Consider the following 22,174-nt stretch of genomic DNA (forward strand, 5'->3'; position numbering starts at 1 on the left):
GAAGGAGAAACATGTTCGGTTATCGCGTTCCCGCTCCCGATGAGGCGATGTTGATCTCGGGTGGCAGGCGGGGACTGGGGGGCGCGCCGTTCCGAGTGGTGACGGGGCACGGCAAGTTCGTGCTGCCCGTCTTCCGTAAGACCCGCTTTCTGACCCTGTCCATGTGCGAGGCGGAGGTCACCGAGACCTGCGTCACCAAGCAGGGCATCTCGCTGCACGTCCGCGCCGTGATCGCGTTCAAGGTCGGCAACGACACCGAGAGCATCATCAACGCGGGGCAGCGGTTCCTGTCCGACCAGGACCAGATGTCGGTCCTGACGGGCCGGATCTTCGCGGGCCATCTGCGCTCCATCATCGGTTCGATGACGGTCGAGGAGATCGTCACCGAGCGGCAGAAGCTCGCCGCCGAGGTCCTCGACACCTCGAAGCTGGAGATGGCGAAGATCGGCCTGATCGTCGACTCGCTCCAGATCCAGTCGATCGACGACGGCGACACCGGCTACATCGACGCGATGTCCGCGCCCCACAAGGCGGCCATCCAGCGTCAGGCCCAGATCGCCCAGGCGCAGGCCACGCAGGCCTCCGTCGAGGCGCAGCAGGTGGCGGCGCGCAACCAGGCCGAGTACGCCCGGCAGACGGCCATCGTGCAGGCGGAGTACTCGGCCGAGGTGGACCGGGCGCAGGCCCAGGCCGCCCAGGCGGGCCCGCTCGCCCAGGCCCACGCCCAGCAGGAGGTCCTCGCGGCGCAGACCGAACTCGCGCAGCGCGCGGCCCAGTTGCGCCAGCAGCAGCTGGTCGCCGAGATCGTCAGGCCCGCCGAGGCGGAGGCCGAGCGGATCAAGGTGCTCGCCATCGCCGATGCCGAGCGTATGAAGATCCAGGCCGAGGCTGCCGCGTCGCACGACCGGGTCGCGCTCGACCGGATGCTGATCGACCAGCTCCCGCTCATCGTCAAGGAAGCGGCCGGCGGTCTCGCCGGCGCGAACGTCAACGTCCTCAACGGCGCCGACGGCCTCGGCGAGATAGCGGCCGGTCTGGTCGCCCAGGGTCTGACCATCCTCGACTCGGTCCGCCAGAACCTGGGCGGGCAGAACTCCGAGAACCGTCCCGCGAAGGCGGTCGCCCCGCTCGAACTCCAGGGGTACAGCCGTACGCCCGTCGACGGGGACGAGCCGGAGAGCGCTTCGTTGGCCAACTGACCCGAAGTCCCGGGTCCCCGCGTCCGCCGTCCCTTCCGGGGCGGCGGACGCCGCTGTTTCCGACGGCACTGGAGCACCAGGGACCGCGTTCGCATCAACAGGCCCGGATGTCCCTCAAGTCCCTTACACTCTGCCCCAGTTGATCGTTTGACGCGGCCGCCCCAGGAGGAGCGCATGCCCCGGACACCCTCGCGACGTACCGCACTGCAGGGCCTCGCCGCCGCCGGCGCCGCGGTCGTCGGGTTCGATCCCTTCACCAGGAGCTGGGCGGCCACGACCACCACCGGCCGGCCCCTCGCCGGCCTCCCGGCGCTGGACGGCAGCGTGCACACCGACGACGCCTCGCTCACGGCGGACGCCGACGACTTCGGCCACATCGTCCACCGGCGCCCCGTCGCGGTGCTGCGGCCCGGCTCGGTCCGCGACATCGTCGCGATGGTCCGCTTCTGCAACAAGCACGGGGTGTCCGTCGCCCCGCGCGGCCAGGGCCACGCCACACAGGGGCAGGCGCAGGTCGACGGCGGCCTGGTCATCGAGACCACACCGCTCGCCTCCATCGGCCCGGTCGGGCCCGGGAGCACGACGGTCACCGTCGGCGCGGGCGCCAGGTGGAGCGAGGTCGCCAAGGCCACCCTGGCCCACGGACTCACCCCGCCCACCTTCACCGACTACCTCGAACTCTCCGTCGGCGGCACCCTGTCGGTCGGCGGCATCGGCGGCCAGACCCACCAGCAGGGCGCCCAGGCCGACAACGTGCGGGAACTCCAGGTCGTCACCGGCGCGGGCGACCTCGTCCGCTGCTCCCCGACCCGCCATCGCGACCTGTTCCTCGCGGTGCTCGCCGGACTCGGCCAGTGCGCGATCATCGTCGGCGCCACCCTGCGCCTGGTCCCCGCGCCCGAGACCGTACGCCACTACCTGCTTCCGTACGACGACCTGCGCACCTTCCTCGACGACCAGCGGCTGCTCGTCCAGGAGGGCCGTTTCGACTATGTCGAGGGCCAGGTGACCGCCGACGCCGGCGGGGCGTTCAACGGCTATGTCCTCGAAGCCGTCGCCTACGGGCCGCCGGCCGGTCCCGCCCCGGACGACACCACGCTGCTGCGCGGACTGCGGCACGACCCCGCCGGCGTCCAGACGAGCGACCTCGGCTACTACGACTTCCTCGACCGGCTCGCGGCAGGAGTCGCCGCCCTCAAGGAAGCGGGCCTGTGGGCCTTCGCCCACCCCTGGCTCAACCTGCTGCTGCCGGGCCGTTCGGCGGAGACCCTGGCCGCGTCCCTGCTGGAGGACCTCACCCCCGACGACCTCGGCCCCGGTGTCGTCCTGCTGTACCCGGTGCTGCGCGAGAGCCTGCACACCCCGCTGCTGCGCACTCCCGACGACGAGGTCTCCTACCTGCTGGCCGTCCTGCGTACGACCCCGCCCGACGACACCGCGACCGTCGACCGTCTCCTGGCCGCCAACCGCGCCGCCTACGACACCGTGCACGCGGCGGGCGGCACCCACTACCCGGTCGGCTCGGTCCCCTTCGACGCGGCGGACTGGCGCGAGCACTTCGGCCCCGTCTACCGACGGCTGGCCACCGCCCGGCACACCTACGACCCGCGAGGAATCCTGGTCCCGGGGCAGGGCATCTTCTGACGCCCGCCGCTCCCGCCGTAGGGCCCGCCCGTGCTCACCAGCGGCCGGGCTCGCTGCCCACGATCGCCGCCGACGGCTTCCCGTCCACCCCCTCCGGGACATCACCGGCCAGCATCACCCGGTGCATGACCCGGGGGTGGTCGAGGTGGGAGGTGTCGCTCGGTGCCAGATGGATGGTGGCCCGGTTGTCCCAGAAGGCCACGCTGCCCGGCTCCCACCGGAACCGGACCGTGTACTCGGGGCGGGTCGCCTGTTCCAGCAGCATCTCCAGCAGCGCCCGGCTCTCCGGCCGGGAAACTCCGATGATCTGCTCGACGTAGTAGCCGTTGACGAACAGCACCCGCTCGCCCGTCTCCGGGTGCACCCGCACCAGTGGGTGGTCGGTGGCGATCTGACGGTCCAGCAGACGACGGACGTACGCGTCGTCGCCCGGCCGGGTCTGGTACCCGACTCCCAGCCGGTGCTCGGCGCGCAGACCGTCGGCGAAGGCGCGCACGGGAGCCGAGAGACCCGCGTACGCGGCGGCCAGGTTCGACCAGGTCGTGTCACCCCCGTACGGCGGCACGGTCTCGGCGCGCAGAATCGTCGCGGCCGGGGGATCGACCCGGGCGCCGTGGTCGCAGTGCCACCCGCGCAGCAGCGAGTGGCGCCGCCGGCGCAGCCACTCCTCGTGGTCCATGCCGTACCGCCCGCCCAGTTCGAGACGGTCGGCCGTCGTCTCGACCTCGGGGAAGTCCTCGGGTGACGCGCTGCCCCTGGACGGGAGGCGGACCGGTGTCCCGAACCGGCGCGCGAAGGCGACATGCGAGGCGTGGTCGAGCCGCTGGCCGCGGAAGAACACCACCTTCCAGCGCAGTACCGCCGCCCGGACCGCGGCGACGGTCTCGTCCGTCAGCGGCTCCGCCAGGTCCACTCCCGTGATCTCGGCGCCGATGTGTCCGGCCGCCGGTTTCACTTCGAGCGGTGTGACCTGGTCCGTCATGGGGCCTCCGTGGATCGCGCTGTCGGTTGCTCGGGTCCAGCATGACCGCCGGACCGGGCACCCGACAGGCCGCCTCACGGCCGCGCGGGGCCGCGCGCCGCGCGAGGACGGCGGACGCCGCGCACGGGAGGCGTGCCGCGCGCACGGGGTGTGTCCGGAGTCGCCCACTTTGCCGTGCCGCACTCCCTGTCGACGGGCGCGGACGGTGCCGAGAATGTTGAGAGGTGAACGGGGCCCGTCCTCCATCCGCATAGGGGCGGGGCCCGTTCACCTCGGCGCGGCCCGGACGACCGGGCCTGGACGCCTCAGTCCTTGTGTTCGCGCAGCGCGGCGAGAGCCCGGTCGGCGTGGGCGCTCATGCGCAGTTCGCTGCGGACCACCTCCAGGACGGTGCGGTCCCGCGCGATGACGAAGGTGACCCGCTTCGTCGGTGCCAGGCTGAAGCCGCGCTTCACCCCGAACCGCTCCCGTACGGTGCCGTCGACGTCGGAGAGCAGCGGGAAGCCGAGCGTATGGCGGTCGGCGAACTCCTGCTGCCGGTCGACCGCGTCACCGCTGATCCCGACCGGCCGCGCACCGGCGGACGTGAACTCGGTGGCCAGATCGCGGAAGTGGCAGGCCTCCGCCGTGCAGCCGGCGGTGAGGGCGGCGGGATAGAAGAACAGCACCACCGGACCGTCCGTCAGCAGCTCGGACAGGCTCCGCTGCGCACCGGTCTCGTCCGGCAGCGTGAAGTCCTCGACCTGGTCGCCCACGTTCACCTGAGATGTCATGACTGTCCCTTTCCGGAACGAGCGATTCCACGGGCCCACAGGACGAGCGGCACCTGGAGCGGGAGCCGCGCCAGCGCCGCCGCCCTGAGCGGCGCCGGGCGGTGACGCCAGTCCACGGCCATCTGGACATTGGCGGGGAAGACCCCGACGAAGAACGCGGCGGTGGCCAGCGCGGCCGTCCGGCGCGTGCGAGGCAGTGCCACTCCGGCCGCCAGGGCGAGTTCGGCGACCCCGCTCGCGTACGTCCAGGTACGCGGCGATCCCGGGAGCGCGCGCGGGATGGTGGCGTCGAACTGTCGTGGTACCGCGAAGTGGGCGACGCCCGCGGTGGCCAGCAGGCCTGCGAGCAGCAAGGGCGAACGTTCGGACCGTGGCACGGTTCCTCCTCCGGGGGCCTGCCGCGGATATTACTGGAGGGTAAGTGCCTGTGGTACGGGTGGGGCACGCCGATCGCGTGGTGTCCGGGGGCCCGGACGGTGGCTGCCGGGGAACCGGATGCCCGCACCGGGAGAAGACGCCCCGGATCCGCCCGGCGCCCGCGCCCGGATCGGGCTCGGTCCGTGCCGGCACGGCAGACCGACGAATCGGGTCGCCTGCGGGCCGGTGGCCGGGGGTGGATGACCGTCCGTACCCTCGCCGGCGATGTCGTCATCTCGAACCTGCGGGCCGGGGGCAAGCGCATCACGGCGGTGGTGCCTCTCGCGCCCGACACGCGCAACTGAGCGCGCGGGGCCGGGACTTCAGGCCGTCAGGGCATCCCGGGCGAGGATTTCCCGGTTCAGGGCGGCCCGGGTCAGGGAAACCCGCGGCGCGCTCGCGGCCGGTGCGGCGGCCCGTGCCGCGGCCTGGACCGGATACGTGGTCTTCGCGGGGTCGACCAGCGGGTCGCCGAGCACGATCCGGCCCGCCGCGTGCAGCGCGTCGCACTCGCCGGTGGACAGCGCCACATAGCAGCCTCCGCGTCCGGTCGCGGGGTCCAGCGGAAGCCAGTAGCCGTACCTGCGGCGGCCGCTCGCGTGCACCGTGAGGCGGACGGGGAACCGCCGCTGCGTGATCAGACGCAGGACCTCGGCACCTTCGGCACCGAGCGGGGCCTGTGTGCGGGGAAGCGGCCGCAGCATCGTCACCGGCCTCCCTTCGGGGCTCGTGGCACGGCGGTGCGAGGTCGACGTCATGTGTGTGGGGCCTTTCGACGGACGGGACGGATCACGCACAGCCGGGGCGGTGCCGTTGGGGCTGATCAGCATTGTTGCGCAGGGCACTGACAATGCGGGCAGGTTCGCGCTCAGCAGCGTGGCGCCGGTGCTCGGGCCGGGCCCGGTGAGCGGTGGGACCGGGCGGCGAGCCGGCCCTGGGCGAAGGGGTCCGCCGCGGGGTCGTATTCCCCGGCGTGGTCGGCCAGGGTGTCGGTGATCCGCTCCCACTCCTCCAGCTCCGCCTGTACGTAGGCGGGCGGACCGGTGGGTGAAGCGTCCTCGGCGGCCTTCCGCGCGTGTTCGAGGGCCGCCCTCGCCTCGTGGTGGTTCATGCCGGTGGCGGCGCGGCCGACCCGCTCCCACGCGGCATGCTCGCGCTCGGACGGTTCGTGTTCGGGACTCAATGCTCCACCTCGATCGTGCGACGGGACCGTTTGTCCGATCGGACCCGGGTGCCCACCGCGGGCGGAACGACACCTGTGCGTTCGGCACCCGTGCGTCCGACACCCGCCTCTCCGGAACCGGGGCGGGCGGTCACCAGGGCAGGAAGGCGTGGATGTCCTTGCCGTCGGGCCGCACGATCACACTCACCTGGTCGCAGAGCGCGTGGATGAGATGCCAGCCGATGCCGCCCCCGCCCTGGGAGGGGCGGAAGCGGCGTGGTGCGGGCCGGGTGGTGCTGCTGTCGCGAAGTGTCACGTGCACCCCGTCGAAGGTGGGACGCAACCGCAGCTCGAAGGGTCCGGGAGCGTACTGGACGGTGTTCGCCGCCAGTTCGGTGACCACCAGCAGGATGTCGTCCCAGTGCTCGGGCGCCGAGGGCGGTGACGTGCGCGCGAGGGCGCGCAGATAGCCGTCGGCGGCCAGCCGCGCGTCCGTCACGTCATGGAGTCGGCCGCCGAACGCGCTGGTGAGGGCCCCGACGTCCTCGTGCGAGGGCTTCTTGTTCCGACTCGGATCGATTTCCATCGCGCCCTTCGTTCGGATCTCGTCAGCGGAGTGGTTCCCGCCGTGCCGCGACCCGGTCACCTGGTCCGGACCCGGCCCCCCGGCGAGGGCCCGGTGCTGCCGGCCGTCCGGCCTAGGCCGGGGTGTCCTGGGAGCGCCGACGGGAGCGGCGGCGCGCCAGCGCACGCCGTTCGGCCTCGCCGGTCCCGCCCCAGACGCCGATGCTCTGGCCCGTGTCCAGGGCCCAGCCCAGGCACGCGTCGCGGACCGGGCAGCCCGCGCAGACGGCCTTCGCCTCCTGGATCTGCAGCAGGGCGGGGCCGGTGTTGCCGATCGGGAAGAACAGATCGGGGTCGACACTGCGGCACGCAGCGGATTCACGCCAGTCGTCCATACGATTCTCCTGTGATCGAAAGCGGATACGTTCTACGGTTCGGCTCCCCCTCGGGTCACCCTTGATCGACCGGATGAAACGGGCAAGGCATGCAAAGATCCCGTGGATTCCGGCTCGGCCGCACGGCACGCGCACGCCGGGTGGCGGGAAACACCTCCGGCCGCCGGACCGCTGCCGCCCGGTCGGCTCGGGCGGAGCACCGGAGTGGCAAGATGGAATCCCAGGTGAAGGCTGGTCGCGTTTCGAGGAATGAACGGGTGGCGCATGACGCAGGAGTCCGGCGAAGTCTGGGAGAAGTTCGCGGTCGCCTTGGCGGACATGGCACGGGACCTGCTGGCGCAGGACTCGGTGCAGGCCACGTTGGACCGGATCGTGGAGCACGCGACCGTACTGATCAACGGGTGCGACGAGGGCGGCATCCTCACGGTCCGCCGCGGTGAGGTCAGCGCCCTGGCGGCGACCAGCGACATCGTGCGGATGGCGGACCGGATCCAGCAGGATCTGCGGGAAGGACCGTGCTTCGACGCGGTGACCGAACGGCACCAGCTCTACGCCATCGAGGACCTGCGCCGGCCGCACGAGAAGTGGTCCCGCTTCGCCCCCGAACTGAGGAAACTCGGCATGGGCAGCATGATGGGCTTCCTGCTGTTCACCGACGACGACGAACTCGGCGCCCTCAACCTGTACTCGCGCCGCCCGAACATGTTCGACGAGTCGGCTCAGCGCGCCGGCTGGATCCTCGCCTCGCATGCCGCGGTCGCCCTCTCCTCGGCCCGTACCCACCAGCAGCTCGGCCTCGCCCTGGAGACCCGCCACGAGATCGGTGAGGCGATGGGCATCCTCATGGAGCGCCACGGCCTCAGCGAGGAGAACGCCTTCAACGTGCTGAAGAAGGCCTCCCAGGACCACAACATCAAACTGCGGGAGATCGCCCGCAAGGTCTGCGAGACCGGCGAGCGCCCCACCTGACCCGGCGGTGACGGGGGTGGTGGCCTCATCCGGAACCCGCCCGGAACCGGGGCCACCACCCCTCCCGCTCGACCGCTTCGGTCCCCGGGGTCGCCCGGCCCCTTCGTCCGTCGCGGGAGCGCCGCCGCGAGGACGTCCGAAGGCGTTCGCGACGCGGATTCTCGTGCCCCCGATCCGCCGCCGCAGTCCCCCGCGACACCGGCGATCCCCGCGATGGGCGCGGACTCGTCCTGCCGACGGGGCTCCTGTGACCGAGGTGTGAAGGTGACCGGCCCCCTGACATGGGCTCCGGCGGCTCGGGAACAAGGGGGACAACCTGCCCGACACTCCCGGTGGACACGGAGTGGCGCCGCCGCGCGGCGTACGAGCGGGAAGCGCGCCAAGGGAGGCAAGGGATGACCACCGTCGAACCGCACTGCGACTTCGGCCCCGTTCCCGGTGCGAGGCTGGAGAGGGATCCACAGGCGGCCGTGCGTGCCCGGGGGATGGTCCGGGCGTTTCTGGGCGGCCTGCCCCGCCCGGTGCCGCGTGAGGCCGCCGAGGCCGTCACCCTCGTGGTCTCGGAGCTGGTGACCAACGTGGTGCGCCACGCGCACGGCCGGCTCTGCAGCCTGGACCTGCGGGACATGGGCCACGGGGTGGGCATCGCCGTCTCCGACGACGATCCCGAGCCGCCCCGTCCCCGTCGGCTGGACCTGACCGGACAGGGTGGCTTCGGCTGGCCGCTGGTGCGCCGGCTGACCTCCGAACTGACCGTCCTGTCCCGCCCGGACGGCAAGACCGTTCGGGCCGTCGTCAGCTTCTGACGACTCCGCCGGGGAACGAGCGTCGTGCCCGCGCAGGCCGGCACCGCGGAGCTCGGCCGAGTCAGCCGTCCCCGGCGTGCGGCCCGCCGACGTGGCAGAGCAGCAGGCAGACGTCGTCGTCCCGCTGCGAGTCGCGGAGCATCGGATCCAGGATCCGGTCGGCGGCGCCCTCCAGATCGTGGTCCAGCTCGGCCGCGCGCTCACTCCGGAGCGCCTCGGCCAGCCGCCGGATGCCCGGGTCGATGCCCTGGGCGCGCCGCTCCACCAGTCCGTCCGTGTACAGCGCGAGCGTGGATCCCGCAGGAAGCCGCGCCGTGTGGTCGTGGATCTCCTGGTGCAGCGGGATGCCCAGCATGGCGCCGGGTCTGGCGTCCAGGACGCGCACGGCGCCGTCCGGAGTGCGCAGCACCGGTGGTGGGTGCCCGGCGGCGGCCCAGGTGACGGTGGTCTCGTCCGGATGGAAACGGGCGATGACCGCGGTGGCGTACAGATCGGGCTGGAGATGGTGCAGGAACCCGTGCAGGCGGGTCAGGAGCCGGCCCGGGGTGCCGCCGTCCACGGCGTACGCCCGCAGGGCGGTGCGCAGTTGGCTCATCATGACGGCCGCGTGCAGACCGTGGCCGGTGACGTCCCCCATGACGACGACCAGACCCCCGTCGGGCTGCCGGAACGCGTCGTACCAGTCACCGCCGATGTTCAGGCCGTGCGTGGCGGGCAGGTAGCGCGCGGCCAGGCTGAGCCCCGGTGTCGTGGGGAGGTCCGTGAGCAGGGCGCGTTGCAGGGTCTCGGCGATGTCGCGGTTGTGCTCGAAGCGCTGGGCGTGGTCGATCGCGATGCCGGACCTGCGGGCGAGTTCGACGAGCAGCACGGCGTCGTCCGCGCTCCACCCCTCGTCCGGCGGTGTCAGCGTGAGCACGCCGAGGGGTGTGTGCCGGCTCGGCAGCGGGATGCACAGCAGCGGCTCCTCCGGGTGCAGAGCGGAGGGAGGCTGGTCGTCGACGCCGGGCAGACCGCCCGCGTGGCGGGCGGAGTACTGCGGGCGTCCGGTGCGGGCGGCGGCGACGGCGGCCGCCGGACGGGCGGCGTGCCCGCGGGCCTTGGCGTCGTCGGCGAACAGCCATACGTCGGCGCTCCGGGCCCAGTCCGGCACGAGCAGCCGCGGCAGCCGGCTCAGGATCTCCTCGTGGTTGAGCGAGGCGGTCAGGGCCGCGCTGGCATCGGCGAGGAAGGTGAGTCTGCGCCTGGCGCTCTCGGCCTCGGTACGGGCCTTGCGCTCGGCGCCGTACAGTTCGCGCTGGACCCGCCCGGCCGCGTCGAGTTCCGCGTGCAGTGCGAGCACGCCCTGGTTGGTCTGGTGCAGTTCCTCCCGGTGGAAGGCGACCAGCCGCTCCTGCTCGGTGAGTTGGTCGAGCACCCGGGAGGTGTCCTCGTCGGCGCTGAGCAGGGCGTCCGCGAGGGCCGTACGGTCGCGCGGCATCCGGGCCGCGCCGCCGCCGTCCCCGTGGCCCGGTTCCGGAACGCCGACGCTCGCCTGCCAACTCGGTCCGTCTGCCGCCCGGTTGGATGCGGCGTCGCTGGACCCCGCTCCGTTCGTCCCCGCCCTGTCGGCTCGTGTCCCGTCGGTTCCCGCCCCGTTCACCCCCGTCCCGTCGGCCTTGGCTTCGAGGGTGACCGTGAGCCGGCCGGGGCACCCCGTTCTCGCGGGCGCGGCCGTCCGCAGGGTCAGCAGCCAGCCGCCCCCCTTGACCAGGCACTGGCGCAGTTGCGCGCTCAGCGCGGTGACCAGCCGGGTGCGCTCCACCGTGGCGACGCCGTGCGCCGCGGCGAGCCGGGCGGCCGCGATACGGGCACGGGCGGCGTCGTCGACCGTGGTGATCTGCCAGGTATGGGTCATGAGCGGTGATCCTGCGGGGTGGGGGTCAGTACGGCCACGGTGGTGTCGTCCCGCACCGGGCGGGCGGCGCTGCTGGAGTCCCGGACGATCACGGCGGCGGTGACCGCGGGGTCCCAGGAGGACGCGAGGTCGACGGGTGGGGGAGTCCAGCGGCTGGGCAGGCCGTCGCTGTGGAGCACGAGCAGGCTGTCGGGGGTCCAGGGCAGCCTGCACTGCGGCAGGCGTGCCGGACGGTGGGCGCCGACGATCCCGGGGCGGGACAGCAGCGGGCGCCAGCCCTCGGCCGACCGCAGCCGGGCCCCGATGTTGCCGATCCCGGCGAAGTCGAGGTGCTCGGTGGCGAGGTCGAGCCGGGCCACCGCGACAGCGGCTCCCCGGGTGTCGCGCAACGCCGTGTGCAGTGCTCCGAGCAGTTCCGGCGGCGGCAGATGCGCGAGCTGCCGCAGTTGCTCCACGGCCGCTCCGGACGCCATGGAGGCGGCCGGACCGTGGCCGAGGCCGTCGGCCAGCAGCAGTGTGATCCGGTCCCCGGAACGGACACAGGCCCAGGCGTCGCCCGAGTAGGCGGCGGCCGCGAGCGGGATGTTGATGCCTCCCGCACGCACCGGTGCGTGCGCCTCGGGCAGGCGGTGTCCGGCCCGGTCCCGGCGAGCCGCGTGGACCCGGGCCAGCGCGACGGTGCCCCGGCCCGGCACGGTGTGCACCTCGAAGTGGTCGGCGATACGGCGGCAGGTGCCGAGCCCCGCGCCGAGCGAGGACGACGTCGAGAACCCGTCGCGCAACGCGGTCGGGAGGTCGGCGATGCCGGGGCCGTGGTCGAGCGCCGCCATCTGGACGGCCGGGCCGCGTCCGGCGCCGGGCTCCGCGAGGTCCGCGTCCACGGTGTCGATCAGTATCTGCCCGCCGCCGCCGTGCTTGAGCAGGTTGGTGGCCAGCTCGGTGGCGACGAGCGCGGCGACGGCCGTACGGTCGCGGCCGAGTCCGATGTGGCCGGCGGCGTCCTCGGCCGCCACCCGGACGTCCCGGACACGGGTGGAGTCGTGGACGGGAACGTCCCAGACGCGCGTCATCGGCTCTCCTCGCGGGGTCGCGGAGCGCCGCCGGTCCAGCAGATCACGGTCACGGCCGTCCCCTCACCGGGACGGCTGTCGATCGAGAACTCGTGCACCAGACGCCGTGCTCCGCCCAGCCCGAGGCCCAGACCGCCGCCGGAGGTGTAACCGTCGCCGAGCGCCCGTTCGATGTCGGGGATGCCGGGGCCCTGGTCGGAGAAGGTCAGGCGCAGTCCGCGCGCCGCCCCCGCCTCCAGGACGGTCGACTCGACCTGCCCCCCTCCGCCGTGGACCAGGGTGTTGCGCGCGAGTTCACTGGCCGCGGTCACCAGCTTGGTCTGATCCACGAGTCCGAAACCGAGCTGGGCGGCCGCCTGGCGCACATGCTGGCGCACCCACGCGAGATCCATGTCGGTGCGGATCGGCAGGCAGGCGGTGACACGGCCGGAAGTGTCCGTCACGGGCTCTCCTGGCGTACGGGGCTGTGGTGAAGGGGCGTCGACGCCGGGGTGAGCAGGCGCATGGCCTCCTCGGCATTGAGCGCGGTGCGCAACCCGGGCAGGGTGAGGCCCAGTTCGACCAGGGTGATGGCGACGGCGGGGCGCATGCCCGCGACCACGGTCTGCGCGGCGAGCAGTTTCGCGTGCGCCGCGACCTCGGCGAACACGCGTCCCAGGAACGAGTCGACGATCTCCACCCCGGAGATGTCGATGACCACCCCGGTGACGGAACTGGCGGCGATGGCCTCACCGATGTCCCGCTGCAGCCGTTCGGCCGCATCGTCGTGCAGGTCGCCCTGCAGCGTGACCAGGAGGACGGTGCCGAGCTTGAGCACGGGCACCTGGGCGCCCGAGGGGCCGGCGATCGGGGCGCTCACCGCGCGCTCGGGCCGGAGTGGTCCTGGTCGACGATGGCGATGCCCTGCCGGTGCAGGGCGTACGCGAGGGCGTCGGCGAGGCTGGCCCGCGTGACCACCGATCCGAGGTCGATGCCGAGGTGGACGATGGTCTGCGCGATGGCGGGACGGATGCCCGAGACGACGCACTCCGCCCCCATCAGGCGCGCCGCGGCCACGGTCTTCATCAGGTGCTGGGCCACCAGGGAGTCGACGGTGGGCACCCCGGTGATGTCCAGGATGGCGAACCGGGCCTGCTGGGCGACGACGGCGTCGAGCAGGCTCTCCATCACCACCTGGCTGCGCGCGCTGTCGAGGGTGCCGATCAGCGGGACGGCGACCACACCGGTCCACAGTTTGATCACGGGGGTGGCCACTTCGAGCAGTTGGAGGCGCTGTCGGTCGATGAGTTCCTGTCCGGCGCTGAGCGCCGTCTCCAGGACGACGAGCCGGAGCGTTCCGAGCAGCGCGGTGAGCGTGACCGCGCACGCCTCGGCGTTCTCGCGGGGAGCGTCGGCCAGATCGGCGCGCAGCAGCTCGGAGGCAGCCGGGCGCAGTGCCGCCACCTCGTCGGCGATCCGGGCCGAGGTGGCACCGGTCCGTGCGCGGGAGGCGGCCATGCGCCCCAACTGATCGCGTACGGTGGCGAATCCTGCGGCTCCGAGGTCCTCGACCCGGCCGGTGGCCGCGACCGCAGCGAGCGCCTCCACGACCGCCCGGCCGGCCTCCACCGCCTCGTCCCGGGAGACGGTGAAGACGGTGCGGAACAGCGCCTCGTCGGCCCATCGCTGGGCGATCTGCTCACGGCGCCGACGCAGGAAGTCACCGACCTCCTGGGCCGACGACTCCTGCTGTACCGCTGCCTGGTGGTCCGCCACGTGTTCTTCTCCTTGGTCCGTGCGCCGTGCCGACATTCGCGATCCGCCGTCCGGCATGATCTCTTGTCGTACGACAACTGTAATCATGGTCCGAGCCCGCACGACCCCCGCTCAGGGGAACGGGGCCGCGGCCCGGCGCCCGCCCGGCCCGCCGGGGTCCGCGCGGAGCCCGGGGCCGGTGGGCGGGCTAGTGGGAGGCCGCCGGGGGCCCGTGCCAGTCGAGACACACCACGAGGGCGTCGTCCTCCGGCCCGGGACCGTCGCGGTGGCCGGACAACTCCCTGAGGACGGCGCGCGGCACCTCCGTCGCGGGCAGCAGCCGGGTCGAGGAGACCGCCTTGGCCAGCGCCCTCTCTCCGTACGGCTGCCCGCCGGGCCCGGCACCGCCGTGCACGCCGTCGCTGACGAAGAGCATCCGGTCGCCGGGCTGCGCCTGGATCTCCTGCACGAGGTAGTCGGTCTCCTCGAACATGCCGAGGGGCAACTGCGCCTCGAATCCGACGTGTTCGACGGTCCGGCCGCGCAGCCGCAGCATCCGGGGCGACCCGGCGTCGATCACCCGCATCCGCCCGGTGGACAGTTCGAGTTCGACCATGAGCACGGACAGGTGCGAGTCGCCGCGGTAGTGGGCGTGGATCGCCTGGTCGGCGAGGGCCGCCTGGTCCTGGAGCGAGATGCCGGCGCGGCGCGCGTTGCGCAGGGCGTTGATGCCCAGATGGGTCAGCAGTGAGGCCTCGATGCCCTCGCCCATCCCGTTGGTGATGTAGAGGGACAGCCGGTCGGCTCCGGCCGACCAGTCGAAGTTGTCGCCGAAGATCGCGTAGGCGGGCTCCAGTTGGGCGCCGAGTTCGTACTCGCGCCGGGAGCAGGAGCGGCCGGGCAGCAGTTGCCACTGCATCTCGGCGGCCAGCGTCAGCCGGTCCTTGCGGCGCGCCCGGAGATACAGGTCGGTGTCGCGTTCGGCCACGAGCACCTCGTGGCCGAGGACCTCCGCGATGTCGGCGAGCTCGGCGAGCGTCTCCTTGTCGCACGCCGCCGCCGGCAGGGCGACGGACAGTACGCCCAGCCGGTCGCCGCGTACCGTCACCGGCAGATGCGCTCGTACGTCCTCGCCCCCGCGTTCCTCGACGAAGGGCTCCTGCGCCCCGAACGCCCGGCCCTCCGGGCTGCTGTGCACCCGAACGGGCTGCGGGGTGTCCGGGAGCGCCGACACGGGCTGGAGCACGGTCAGCCCGTAGTCGGCCATCAGGAGTTCGACGGACCCGGCCGCGTAGTGATCGCACAGCACGTCACGCAGCGCGTCCGGCAACTGGTGGGGCGCCGCGGTGCGCAAGGTCCGCTCCGCGGCGAGGAATCTGTTCACGATGTCGGATACGCCATTCTTCGACTAGTACGATGCCGGGTCCGGGCTCCGGGGGAGCCGGCGCGGGACGCGAGGGCGCCGGTGCGCGTCGCTTCGCTCCTGTCGGTGCCCCGGCAGGCTGACAGTGCCCTGGAAGACTGGGAGAGTAAGACGGTGACTTCGTCCGGCCCGCGTCCGCAGCCCGGTGAGGTGGCTCGCGTGACCGCCGAGGCGGCCGAGCTGCTGGAGATCCTCTGGGGGCGCGCCTCGACGGCTCCCGTGTCCACGTCCCAGCTACGGGTGCTGTTCATCCTGGAGCACGACGAGGGCATCAACCTCAGGACGCTGGCCGAGGCACTCGGCTCGACGCCTCCCTCGACCAGCAGGCTGTGCGACCGGTTGCAGGCCGTGGGGTTCATCGAGCGGGCACCGAGCGCCACCAGCCGCCGGGAGCTGCGGCTGTTCCTGAGTGCCCGGGGCCGGACCTTCCTCACGGAGCTGCGCGCGCGACGCGAGAACGCCGTCGAAGCGGTCCTCGCGCAGATGCCCGCCGGTGACCGGACGGCGCTCGTGGACGGGCTGGCGGCCTTCTGCGCCGCCGCGGCGGCGCAGCTTCGCGAGGGCGCCGCGCTGGACGCCCGCTCGGCCTGACCGGCGTTCCGGCCCCGGTCGGTGACCGGCCGCCCCCGGTCCGCGAGGCGTGGTCGCTCCGCGGGGGCGGTCCCCCTCGCTCGCCGCGCCATGTCAGGCTCCCTCGCCGATGTGGGCGAGTGCGGCGTCGACGCCGTCCAGCGACGCGATCGTGAGGCTGACCCCCGTGAGATCCAGAATCCGCCGGACGACCGGCGCCGGGGACACCAGGCACACGCTCCCGCCGGCGCGTCCCGTCGCCTCACGCGCCTTGAGGAGGGCGTTGATGCCGGAGGAGTCCATGAAGGGGACCGCGGACAGGTCGAGGAGCAGGTGCCGACGGCCGCCGCGTATCTGGTCGGCGAGCCGGTCGCGCAGTTCGGGGGCCGTCTCGACGTCCAGTTCCCCGGCGACGGTGACCAGGGCGATGCCCTCGCCGCACAGGGTCACGTCGATGGACACAGGAGCTGGTTCGGCCGGCACGGTTACCTCCAAGGGGGTCCTGACCCGTCGGGTTCCATCCGGCGCTGGGCGCGCCGGCGGGCAGATCACCGGTTACCCGCCGAATCGAGACGCACACCTTGGGCTTCCGTCAGTGCTCGCTCGGCCCCGCCCGCGGGCGCGGTCCCGCGCACTGCTTGCGACCCCTTGACCCTCCCTTTTCCGTATTACCTCTGACACAGAGATATCTTGGATGTGTGGAGTCGGAACCGGAGAGCTTTCCCGAGGCGCTGGCGGACGCCCTTGCCGGTCTGCAGCGGCTGATCAGACGGCGGCTGCGCGGCGGCACGTCCGGACCGCGGCTGCGCGGTGCCGAGGTCGAGCTGCTGCGGCTCGTCGTCGAACGGCCCGGCATCGGTGTGTCGGAGGCCGCCAAGGAGCTCTATCTGGCGGGCAATTCGGTTTCGACCCTGGTCAACCGGCTGGCCCGGGACGGCTATCTGATCCGCGAGACGGACCCGGCCGACCGGCGTGCCGCACGGCTGCTGTCCACCCCCGCGGCCGACGCCCGGCTGCGGGACTGGCGGCACCGGCGCGCGGTGCTGGTACGCGGGCAGGTGGCCCGCCTCGACGGGGCCGACCGTGCCGCCCTGGCGGCCGCCCTGCCCGCGCTGCGCAAACTGGCGGCGAATCTGCACGAGGAGGCCGAGGACACATGACGCGGCACGAGAGCGAGAGGACGGGTCCCGCGCGGCGGGGGAGCCCGGCAGCCGACGACGGAGGCGGGACGACCGCCGGCGGCGACGCGGGGGAGGGGGAGGTGTCCGGGACGCAGGTCCCGGCCGCCAGGAGGAGCGCCGGCAGCACGGGCGGCCCGCTCCCGGCTCCGGGTGGCACCCCCGGCCCCGACACCATCGCGGCCCCGGCACTCCCGGAGCCCGAAGCCCCGCCGACCGATCGCGCCGCCCCGGACGTCGGTGATCCGTCGGGCCGGCGTGCCGCCCCGGGCGGCGACTGCCCGTCGGTCACAACTGCCGCCCCGGACCGCGGCGTTCCGTCGGTCGGACCTGCCGCCCCGGACGGCGGCGATCCGTCGGGCCGGCGTGCCGCCCCGGGCGGCGACTGCCCGTCGGTCACAACTGCCGCCCCGGACCGCGGCGTTCCGTCGGTCGGACCTGCCGCCCCGGACGCCGGCGTTCCGTCGCGCGCGTCCGGCGCCGTGGACGCCGTGTCGTGTGCCGGGCTCGTCTACGCCTTCGGTGACACCGTCGCCGTCGACGGTCTCGAACTCGGCGTCCGGGACGGCGAGGTGTTCGGACTGCTCGGGCCCAACGGCGCGGGCAAGACCACGGCGCTCCGGTGCATCACCACCCTGCTGCCGGTCCCGGCCGGGAAGGTCCGGGTGTTCGGGCACGACGCCACCCGTGAACGCATGGCCGTACGGCGCCTGTTGGGCTACGTGCCACAGCAACTGTCCGCCGACTCCGGACTCACCGGCCGGGAGAACGTGGCCCTGTTCGCCCGCGTCTTCGACGTGCCCCGGCGCGAGCGGGCGGCCCGTGTCGCGCAGGCGCTCGCCGCGGTCGACCTCACCGACGCGGCCGACCGGCTCGCCAAGACGTACTCCGGAGGCATGGTCCGCCGCCTGGAACTCGCCCAGGCGCTGGTCAGCGCGCCCCGGCTGCTGATCCTGGACGAGCCGACGATCGGCCTCGACCCGATCGCCCGTACCAGCGTGTGGGAACACATCAACGCCGTACGGGCCGCCACCGGCATGACCGTCCTGGTGACGACCCACTACATGGACGAGGCCGACCAGTACTGCGACCGGGTCGCGCTGATGCACCGCGGACGCGTCCGCGCGCTCGGCACACCGCTCAGTCTCAGGACGGCCCTCGGGGAGCGCCGCGGAACCACGGGCGACGGTGAACCGCCCACGCTGGAGGACGTCTTCCGGGACGTCGCCGGCAGTGGACTCGACGATCATTCAGGAGACTTCAGCGATGTCCGAAGCACCCGCCGTACCGCTTCCCGGGTCGGCTGAGCGCGTCCTGCCCGGGACCCTCGACCTGCTCGTGATCCCTCCGAGGGCCCGGACGGGCTGGCGTGTGCTGCCCGCCCGGGTCGCCGCGATGTGCGCGGTCGAGCTCCAGAAACTCCGCCACGACCGCACCGAGCTCTACACGCGGGCGGTCCAGCCGGCCCTGTGGCTGCTGATCTTCGGCGAGACGTTCACGCGGATCCACGCGATCCCCACCGGCGGCATCCCCTACCTCGACTATCTGGCGCCCGGCATCATCGCCCAGTCCGCGATGTTCATCGCCATCTTCTACGGCATCATGATCATCTGGGAGCGGGACGCCGGAATCCTCACCAAGCTCCTCGTCACCCCCACGCCCCGCTCCGCGCTCATCACCGGCAAGGCCTTCGCCGCCGGGGTGAAGGCACTGATCCAGGCCGTGGTGGTCGTCGTGATCGCCGCGTTGCTCGGGGTGGCGATGACCTGGAACCCGCTTCGGCTCCTCGGAGTGGCCGTGGCCGTCGTCCTCGGTTCGGCGTTCTTCTCCTGCCTGTCGATGACGATCGCGGGCATCGTGCTCACCCGGGACCGGCTGATGGGCATCGGCCAGGCCATCACCATGCCGCTGTTCTTCGGCTCCAACGCGCTCTACCCGGTGGCCATCATGCCGGGCTGGCTCCAGGCCGTCAGCCTGGTCAACCCACTCAGCTACCAAGTCGACGCCCTGCGGGGCCTGTTGCTCGGAACGCCGGCGCACCTGCCGCTCGACTACGGCGTCCTGCTGGTGGCCGCGGCCCTCGGCATCCTGTCCGCGTCCTCGCTGCTGGGCCGGCTGGCCAGGTGAGACGGCGACGGCGACCCGGCCCGGGACAGGGCGCGCTGCATGAGGCCGTCAGTAAACGTTCGTCCGTCTGCGGGTCCTGTCCCGGGCACGGTCGGCAGGGCCGCCAGTCCGTGAACTGACCGGCTCAAGCCCTGCGATCGGCACCTCGCGATCCGGGAGTTCGGTTGCCGCTCGACGATGCGGGCCAGTCGATCGAGTTCGTCTCGGGGTTCCTGCGTTCCTGGCCGCACGGGATGTGCTCATGGTTCGGCCGTGAGCGTTCCGGTGGCGGGGCTCGGATGTCCGGGAGCGTCTCGGGGCCGAAGGGTCGGGTGAATTCGTGCTCGTCGAGCACGGTGCGGCCCAGGTGCCCGGTTACTTCGTTGTACCGGCCGCCGATCTCGATTTCGGCGGAGTGGCTGATGCCGCCGATGTACCGGGGAAGCCATCCGGTGCGGTCCAGCAGCGGTCGCACCCGGTGCGTTGTTGCCGCGGAGTCGGCGAGGCAGGGCAGCACTGCGGCAGGCTTCTGGTCGGCGGCGGCGCTGAGTGCCGCGGTCGCGAGGCTCGTGAACCACCGCTCGCGCCGCGCCCGTCCGTACACGAGCACACGGACACAACCTGTCGGCTCCGCCGTCCGGCAGGGGATCGTCACGGTCGAGACCTGACATCCCTGGACCGCGGCAGCCCCCGGTGCCGGCACCGCCGCGCGCCGCCGCCCCGGGGATCGAGACCCCGGCTTGCGGGCGCCGGTGGGGGCGGTTCTCATGGTGTGGGGCGCGTTCCCAGCCCCGGGGAGCCGCGTCGGCGTGCGCCTCCCGCGGAACCTGGGAAGCGTGAGTTCTGGGCCATCAACTGTGCCACCGACTGCTGGAGGCGGAGATGGGCAGCGTGGAAGCGAGGTCTGCCGGGAGCACCGGAACGCCTCCGGTGCAGCCCGGTGAGATGCGACTCGAAGTCGTGATGCTGCCGGTCTCCGATGTCGACCGGGCCATGCGGTTCTACGGATCGCTTGGCTGGCGGCTGGATGCCGACCTGGCTGTCGAAGAGGGCTACCGGGTGGTGCAGTTCACCCCGCCGGGTTCCCTGTGTTCGATCATTTTCGGTGAGGGCATGACCTCGGCCCCGGCCGGCTCCGCACAAGGTCTGCAGCTCTCCGTTTACGACATCGACGCGGCCCGGGCGGATCTTGTCGAGCGCGGAGTGGATGTGAGCGAGGTGTTCCACGACATCACGGGCGTCTTCCACCACGCCGGGACCCAGGGACGCGTGGACGGGCCGGCTCCTGAGCACGCGGACTACGGTTCCTTCGTGTCGTTCAGTGACCCGGACGGCAACGGCTGGTTCCTCCAGGAAATCAAGACCCGCCTGGCCGGCCGCTGACAAGGACAGGCCGATGCCCACGGCGCGAGGCCGCGTGGACGATCTTCGTACGCCGCGCGCAGGGCGTCCGAAACCCACGGCGACATGACGGACGCATGGTGCAGGTCCTGGACCGGCCTGCGTGGCGCGCTCTTGGTCCGGGAGGGGTCGAAAAGGCTCCCGGTACGAGCGGCCACCCGACGGCGGGATGTAGTGGAGGAGTCGGCAGTGACAATCCCAGCGCGCACGCCCGAACTGCTCGGCCAGACCGTCGTTGTCATCGGCGGTAGCGCCGGCATCGGACTGGAGACGGCCAAGCGTGCCCGGACCGAAGGCGCCGAGCTCGTCCTTGTCGGCCGCGATCCCGGCCGGCTGAAGCGCGCGGCCGAAGAGCTCGGCGCGCAGCGCACCGAGGCGTTCGACGCAACCGATCCCGCGGCCTTGGCGACGTTCTTCCAGGACCTGCAGGGCCCGATCGACCACGTGATGGTGACGGCCGGCGGCCCGAGCTACGGGCCGCTGCTCGAAATGAGCGCCACAGAGGTACGGGACGCGATCAGCGATCACGCGGTGCTGGAGCTCGAGGTCGCGCGCAACGCCGTCGGCCGGGTGAGACCCGGAGGCAGCCTGGTGTTCATGGGCGGCACCGGAGCACGGCGCGTCAGCCGAGGTCTCGGGGCAGCCTCCGCCGCCACCAACGCATTGCCTTCGTTCACCGCATCCCTCGCACTCGAACTTGCACCGGTACGCGTCAACCTCATCGCGGCCGGCTTCGTCGACACCCCGCTCTCGGCCTCGCTGCTGGGCGACCGGATCGAGGAACGCCGCGCCGAGCTGCGCGCGACACTGCCGATCGGCCGCGTCGTCGGAGCCGCGGACGTTGCGGCGCTGGCCATCCATCTCATGGTCAACACGGCCTTGACCGGCGCGACATACGACATCGACGGGGGGCAGCAGTTCGTCTCATGACGGACACACCAAGACCGACGGAGTCGACATGACCGCAGAGCAGTTTCACGTCGTCGAAGTCTCCCCCTCCTATTGGCGGGTGACGTTCGACAACGGCCCGGTCAACCTGCTGGACCCTGACACGCTTGACCAACTCGGCGCGCTCATCGAGCGCATCGAGACCAGCCCGCACCTCACCGTGGTCGTGTTCCGCAGCGACACCCCTGGGTACTTCATGGCCCACTGGGACTTCAAGGCCGACAATGCCCGGGTGGCGGGGATGCGTCCCGGGCCGACCGGCCTGCACCCGTATCTGGACAACTTCGTACGGCTCAGCAAGCTTCCAGTGGCGACGATCTGCGAGATCCGCGGCCGTACCCGCGGCGCGGGCAGCGAGTTCGTGCTCGCCACCGACATCCGCTTCGCTTCCGAAAGGGCGGTCCTCGGCCAGTTCGAGGTCGGTGTCGGTACCGTCCCCGGCGGCGGACCCATGGCACGACTCGGACGGCTGGTCGGCCGGGGCCGCGCCCTGGAGATCCTGCTCGGCGGCGACGACATTCCCGCCGAGCTGGCCGCCCGGTACGGCTACGTCAACCGCCTCATTCCGGATGCCGGGATCGAGGACGTCACCGACGCGTTCGCGCGCCGCATCGCAGCCTTCGACAAGGTGGCCATCACCGGAATCAAGAAACTGGTCGATGTGGCCACGCTGCCCGAGGACAGCGAATTCGGGCCCGGGCTCCAGGCGTACTTCGCCACCGCCGGCCGCCCAGAACACCGGCCGTTCGTCCAGCGCCTGCTGGAGAACGGCCTGCAGCAGCCCGACGGCATCGAGACCGACCTCGGCACCGCGATCGGGCGTCTGCGGCAGCAGTGAAACCGCCCACCGGGGCGTGGCTGCCCCTACGCGCTGACACGGCGTGGCAGGCGCATATCGCGTTCGCGGCCCCTCGCAGGCCGGCTGGTGCGCGCTTGAGG

General features: G+C 72.5%; 26 protein-coding genes. 11 read left to right on the top strand and 15 right to left on the bottom strand.

Features of this window, described 5'->3' with window-relative positions; translation table 11 throughout:
• Positions 1–11: 11 nt before the first annotated feature.
• Together OHT01_RS36615 and OHT01_RS36620 are read left to right on the top strand one after the other, a co-directional pair.
• Positions 12–1,199: an SPFH domain-containing protein gene (locus tag OHT01_RS36615; protein WP_328557412.1), complete on the top strand. Its 1,188-nt coding sequence runs from the start codon at positions 12–14 to the stop codon at positions 1,197–1,199.
• A 174-nt stretch (positions 1,200–1,373) separates the two neighbouring features.
• Positions 1,374–2,843 (top strand): FAD-binding protein, encoded by a 1,470-nt coding sequence (locus tag OHT01_RS36620; RefSeq protein ID WP_328557413.1) that lies wholly within the window; start codon positions 1,374–1,376, stop codon positions 2,841–2,843.
• 34 nt (positions 2,844–2,877) lie between these two features.
• Here the strand turns inward: OHT01_RS36620 and OHT01_RS36625 are convergent, their stop codons facing one another.
• From OHT01_RS36625 to OHT01_RS36655, 7 genes are all read right to left on the bottom strand, one after another.
• Positions 2,878–3,825 (bottom strand): TauD/TfdA dioxygenase family protein, encoded by a 948-nt coding sequence (locus tag OHT01_RS36625; RefSeq protein ID WP_328557414.1) that lies wholly within the window; start codon positions 3,823–3,825, stop codon positions 2,878–2,880.
• Between the two features lie 305 nt (positions 3,826–4,130).
• A complete protein-coding gene (locus OHT01_RS36630; protein ID WP_328557415.1) occupies positions 4,131–4,598 on the bottom strand; it encodes a peroxiredoxin in 468 nt (155 codons plus the stop codon).
• Positions 4,595–4,975 (bottom strand): DoxX family protein, encoded by a 381-nt coding sequence (locus OHT01_RS36635; RefSeq protein ID WP_328557416.1) that lies wholly within the window; start codon positions 4,973–4,975, stop codon positions 4,595–4,597. The genes OHT01_RS36630 and OHT01_RS36635 overlap by 4 nt, the downstream gene beginning before the upstream one ends.
• 363 nt (positions 4,976–5,338) lie before the next feature.
• Positions 5,339–5,719, bottom strand: coding sequence for a hypothetical protein (locus tag OHT01_RS36640; protein ID WP_328558390.1), 381 nt, complete (start codon positions 5,717–5,719; stop codon positions 5,339–5,341).
• 164 nt (positions 5,720–5,883) lie between these two features.
• The gene (locus tag OHT01_RS36645; RefSeq protein WP_328557417.1) at positions 5,884–6,198 is read right to left on the bottom strand and encodes a hypothetical protein; all 315 of its coding nucleotides are present in this window, start codon (positions 6,196–6,198) and stop codon (positions 5,884–5,886) included.
• A gap of 130 nt (positions 6,199–6,328) precedes the next feature.
• Positions 6,329–6,763: an ATP-binding protein gene (locus tag OHT01_RS36650; protein WP_328557418.1), complete on the bottom strand. Its 435-nt coding sequence runs from the start codon at positions 6,761–6,763 to the stop codon at positions 6,329–6,331.
• Positions 6,764–6,875: 112 nt separating this feature from the next.
• Entirely contained in the window at positions 6,876–7,136 is a 261-nt protein-coding gene (locus OHT01_RS36655) for a WhiB family transcriptional regulator (protein ID WP_328557419.1), read from the bottom strand.
• Positions 7,137–7,400: 264 nt separating this feature from the next.
• On the opposite strand from OHT01_RS36655, the gene OHT01_RS36660 reads away from it, so the two are divergent.
• Together OHT01_RS36660 and OHT01_RS36665 are read left to right on the top strand one after the other, a co-directional pair.
• Complete coding sequence (locus OHT01_RS36660) at positions 7,401–8,105, top strand: GAF and ANTAR domain-containing protein (protein WP_328557420.1); 705 nt, start codon at positions 7,401–7,403, stop codon at positions 8,103–8,105.
• Positions 8,106–8,500: 395 nt separating this feature from the next.
• Entirely contained in the window at positions 8,501–8,911 is a 411-nt protein-coding gene (locus tag OHT01_RS36665) for an ATP-binding protein (RefSeq protein WP_328557421.1), read from the top strand.
• 61 nt (positions 8,912–8,972) lie between these two features.
• On the opposite strand, the gene OHT01_RS36670 is transcribed toward OHT01_RS36665, so the two are convergent.
• The 6 genes from OHT01_RS36670 to OHT01_RS36695 all read right to left on the bottom strand — a co-directional run bounded on the left by OHT01_RS36670 (position 8,973) and on the right by OHT01_RS36695 (position 14,993).
• Positions 8,973–10,805, bottom strand: coding sequence for a PP2C family protein-serine/threonine phosphatase (locus OHT01_RS36670; RefSeq protein ID WP_328557422.1), 1,833 nt, complete (start codon positions 10,803–10,805; stop codon positions 8,973–8,975).
• Complete coding sequence (locus tag OHT01_RS36675; RefSeq protein ID WP_328557423.1) at positions 10,802–11,875, bottom strand: ATP-binding SpoIIE family protein phosphatase; 1,074 nt, start codon at positions 11,873–11,875, stop codon at positions 10,802–10,804. Before OHT01_RS36675 ends, OHT01_RS36670 begins: the two co-directional genes overlap by 4 nt.
• Entirely contained in the window at positions 11,872–12,267 is a 396-nt protein-coding gene (locus tag OHT01_RS36680; RefSeq protein ID WP_328558391.1) for an anti-sigma regulatory factor, read from the bottom strand. Before OHT01_RS36680 ends, OHT01_RS36675 begins: the two co-directional genes overlap by 4 nt.
• Before the next feature lie 47 nt (positions 12,268–12,314).
• Positions 12,315–12,734, bottom strand: a complete 420-nt coding sequence (locus OHT01_RS36685; protein ID WP_328557424.1) for an STAS domain-containing protein — start codon at positions 12,732–12,734, stop codon at positions 12,315–12,317.
• Positions 12,731–13,630: an STAS domain-containing protein gene (locus OHT01_RS36690; protein ID WP_328557425.1), complete on the bottom strand. Its 900-nt coding sequence runs from the start codon at positions 13,628–13,630 to the stop codon at positions 12,731–12,733. The genes OHT01_RS36685 and OHT01_RS36690 overlap by 4 nt, the downstream gene beginning before the upstream one ends.
• 187 nt (positions 13,631–13,817) lie before the next feature.
• Positions 13,818–14,993 (bottom strand): PP2C family protein-serine/threonine phosphatase, encoded by a 1,176-nt coding sequence (locus tag OHT01_RS36695; RefSeq protein WP_328557426.1) that lies wholly within the window; start codon positions 14,991–14,993, stop codon positions 13,818–13,820.
• 198 nt (positions 14,994–15,191) lie between these two features.
• On the opposite strand from OHT01_RS36695, the gene OHT01_RS36700 reads away from it, so the two are divergent.
• Entirely contained in the window at positions 15,192–15,623 is a 432-nt protein-coding gene (locus OHT01_RS36700) for a MarR family winged helix-turn-helix transcriptional regulator (protein WP_328557427.1), read from the top strand.
• A gap of 93 nt (positions 15,624–15,716) precedes the next feature.
• On the opposite strand, the gene OHT01_RS36705 is transcribed toward OHT01_RS36700, so the two are convergent.
• Positions 15,717–16,064, bottom strand: coding sequence for an STAS domain-containing protein (locus OHT01_RS36705; protein WP_328557428.1), 348 nt, complete (start codon positions 16,062–16,064; stop codon positions 15,717–15,719).
• A 236-nt stretch (positions 16,065–16,300) separates the two neighbouring features.
• Here OHT01_RS36705 and OHT01_RS36710 point away from each other — a divergent pair, with 236 nt between their 5' ends.
• The 3 genes from OHT01_RS36710 to OHT01_RS36720 all read left to right on the top strand — a co-directional run bounded on the left by OHT01_RS36710 (position 16,301) and on the right by OHT01_RS36720 (position 18,907).
• Positions 16,301–16,762 carry a MarR family winged helix-turn-helix transcriptional regulator gene (locus OHT01_RS36710; protein WP_328557429.1) on the top strand — a complete coding sequence of 154 codons (462 nt, stop codon included), beginning with the start codon at positions 16,301–16,303 and terminating at the stop codon, positions 16,760–16,762.
• A gap of 500 nt (positions 16,763–17,262) precedes the next feature.
• Complete coding sequence (locus OHT01_RS36715; RefSeq protein WP_328557430.1) at positions 17,263–18,087, top strand: ATP-binding cassette domain-containing protein; 825 nt, start codon at positions 17,263–17,265, stop codon at positions 18,085–18,087.
• Positions 18,047–18,907, top strand: coding sequence for an ABC transporter permease (locus OHT01_RS36720; RefSeq protein ID WP_328557431.1), 861 nt, complete (start codon positions 18,047–18,049; stop codon positions 18,905–18,907). Before OHT01_RS36715 ends, OHT01_RS36720 begins: the two co-directional genes overlap by 41 nt.
• Before the next feature lie 124 nt (positions 18,908–19,031).
• Here the strand turns inward: OHT01_RS36720 and OHT01_RS36725 are convergent, their stop codons facing one another.
• Complete coding sequence (locus OHT01_RS36725) at positions 19,032–19,496, bottom strand: hypothetical protein (protein ID WP_328557432.1); 465 nt, start codon at positions 19,494–19,496, stop codon at positions 19,032–19,034.
• Positions 19,497–19,849: 353 nt separating this feature from the next.
• Here OHT01_RS36725 and OHT01_RS36730 point away from each other — a divergent pair, with 353 nt between their 5' ends.
• From OHT01_RS36730 to OHT01_RS36740, 3 genes are all read left to right on the top strand, one after another.
• Positions 19,850–20,269 (top strand): VOC family protein, encoded by a 420-nt coding sequence (locus OHT01_RS36730; protein WP_328558392.1) that lies wholly within the window; start codon positions 19,850–19,852, stop codon positions 20,267–20,269.
• A gap of 192 nt (positions 20,270–20,461) precedes the next feature.
• The gene (locus tag OHT01_RS36735) at positions 20,462–21,217 is read left to right on the top strand and encodes an SDR family oxidoreductase (protein ID WP_328557433.1); all 756 of its coding nucleotides are present in this window, start codon (positions 20,462–20,464) and stop codon (positions 21,215–21,217) included.
• 28 nt (positions 21,218–21,245) lie between these two features.
• Positions 21,246–22,073, top strand: coding sequence for an enoyl-CoA hydratase/isomerase family protein (locus tag OHT01_RS36740; protein ID WP_328557434.1), 828 nt, complete (start codon positions 21,246–21,248; stop codon positions 22,071–22,073).
• The last annotated feature ends 101 nt before the right edge of the window (positions 22,074–22,174 follow it).

Origin of the sequence: Streptomyces sp. NBC_00358 (genome assembly GCF_036099295.1) — a bacterium.
Classification (GTDB): Bacteria; Actinomycetota; Actinomycetes; order Streptomycetales; family Streptomycetaceae; genus Streptomyces.

Excerpts from the sequence above, each read along its gene's own strand:
- OHT01_RS36665 (WP_328557421.1), top strand. The coding sequence starts at position 8,501 with ATGACCACCGTCGAACCGCACTGCGACTTCGGCCCCGTTCCCGGTGCG.
- OHT01_RS36730 (WP_328558392.1), top strand. The coding sequence starts at position 19,850 with ATGCTGCCGGTCTCCGATGTCGACCGGGCCATGCGGTTCTACGGATCG.
- OHT01_RS36620 (WP_328557413.1), top strand. The coding sequence starts at position 1,374 with ATGCCCCGGACACCCTCGCGACGTACCGCACTGCAGGGCCTCGCCGCC.
- OHT01_RS36655 (WP_328557419.1), bottom strand. The coding sequence starts at position 7,136 with ATGGACGACTGGCGTGAATCCGCTGCGTGCCGCAGTGTCGACCCCGAT.
- OHT01_RS36680 (WP_328558391.1), bottom strand. The coding sequence starts at position 12,267 with ATGGATCTCGCGTGGGTGCGCCAGCATGTGCGCCAGGCGGCCGCCCAG.
- OHT01_RS36650 (WP_328557418.1), bottom strand. The coding sequence starts at position 6,763 with ATGGAAATCGATCCGAGTCGGAACAAGAAGCCCTCGCACGAGGACGTC.
- OHT01_RS36630 (WP_328557415.1), bottom strand. The coding sequence starts at position 4,598 with ATGACATCTCAGGTGAACGTGGGCGACCAGGTCGAGGACTTCACGCTG.
- OHT01_RS36740 (WP_328557434.1), top strand. The coding sequence starts at position 21,246 with ATGACCGCAGAGCAGTTTCACGTCGTCGAAGTCTCCCCCTCCTATTGG.
- OHT01_RS36615 (WP_328557412.1), top strand. The coding sequence starts at position 12 with ATGTTCGGTTATCGCGTTCCCGCTCCCGATGAGGCGATGTTGATCTCG.
- OHT01_RS36670 (WP_328557422.1), bottom strand. The coding sequence starts at position 10,805 with ATGACCCATACCTGGCAGATCACCACGGTCGACGACGCCGCCCGTGCC.
- OHT01_RS36720 (WP_328557431.1), top strand. The coding sequence starts at position 18,047 with ATGTCCGAAGCACCCGCCGTACCGCTTCCCGGGTCGGCTGAGCGCGTC.
- OHT01_RS36640 (WP_328558390.1), bottom strand. The coding sequence starts at position 5,719 with ATGCTGCGGCCGCTTCCCCGCACACAGGCCCCGCTCGGTGCCGAAGGT.
- OHT01_RS36660 (WP_328557420.1), top strand. The coding sequence starts at position 7,401 with ATGACGCAGGAGTCCGGCGAAGTCTGGGAGAAGTTCGCGGTCGCCTTG.
- OHT01_RS36625 (WP_328557414.1), bottom strand. The coding sequence starts at position 3,825 with ATGACGGACCAGGTCACACCGCTCGAAGTGAAACCGGCGGCCGGACAC.
- OHT01_RS36675 (WP_328557423.1), bottom strand. The coding sequence starts at position 11,875 with ATGACGCGCGTCTGGGACGTTCCCGTCCACGACTCCACCCGTGTCCGG.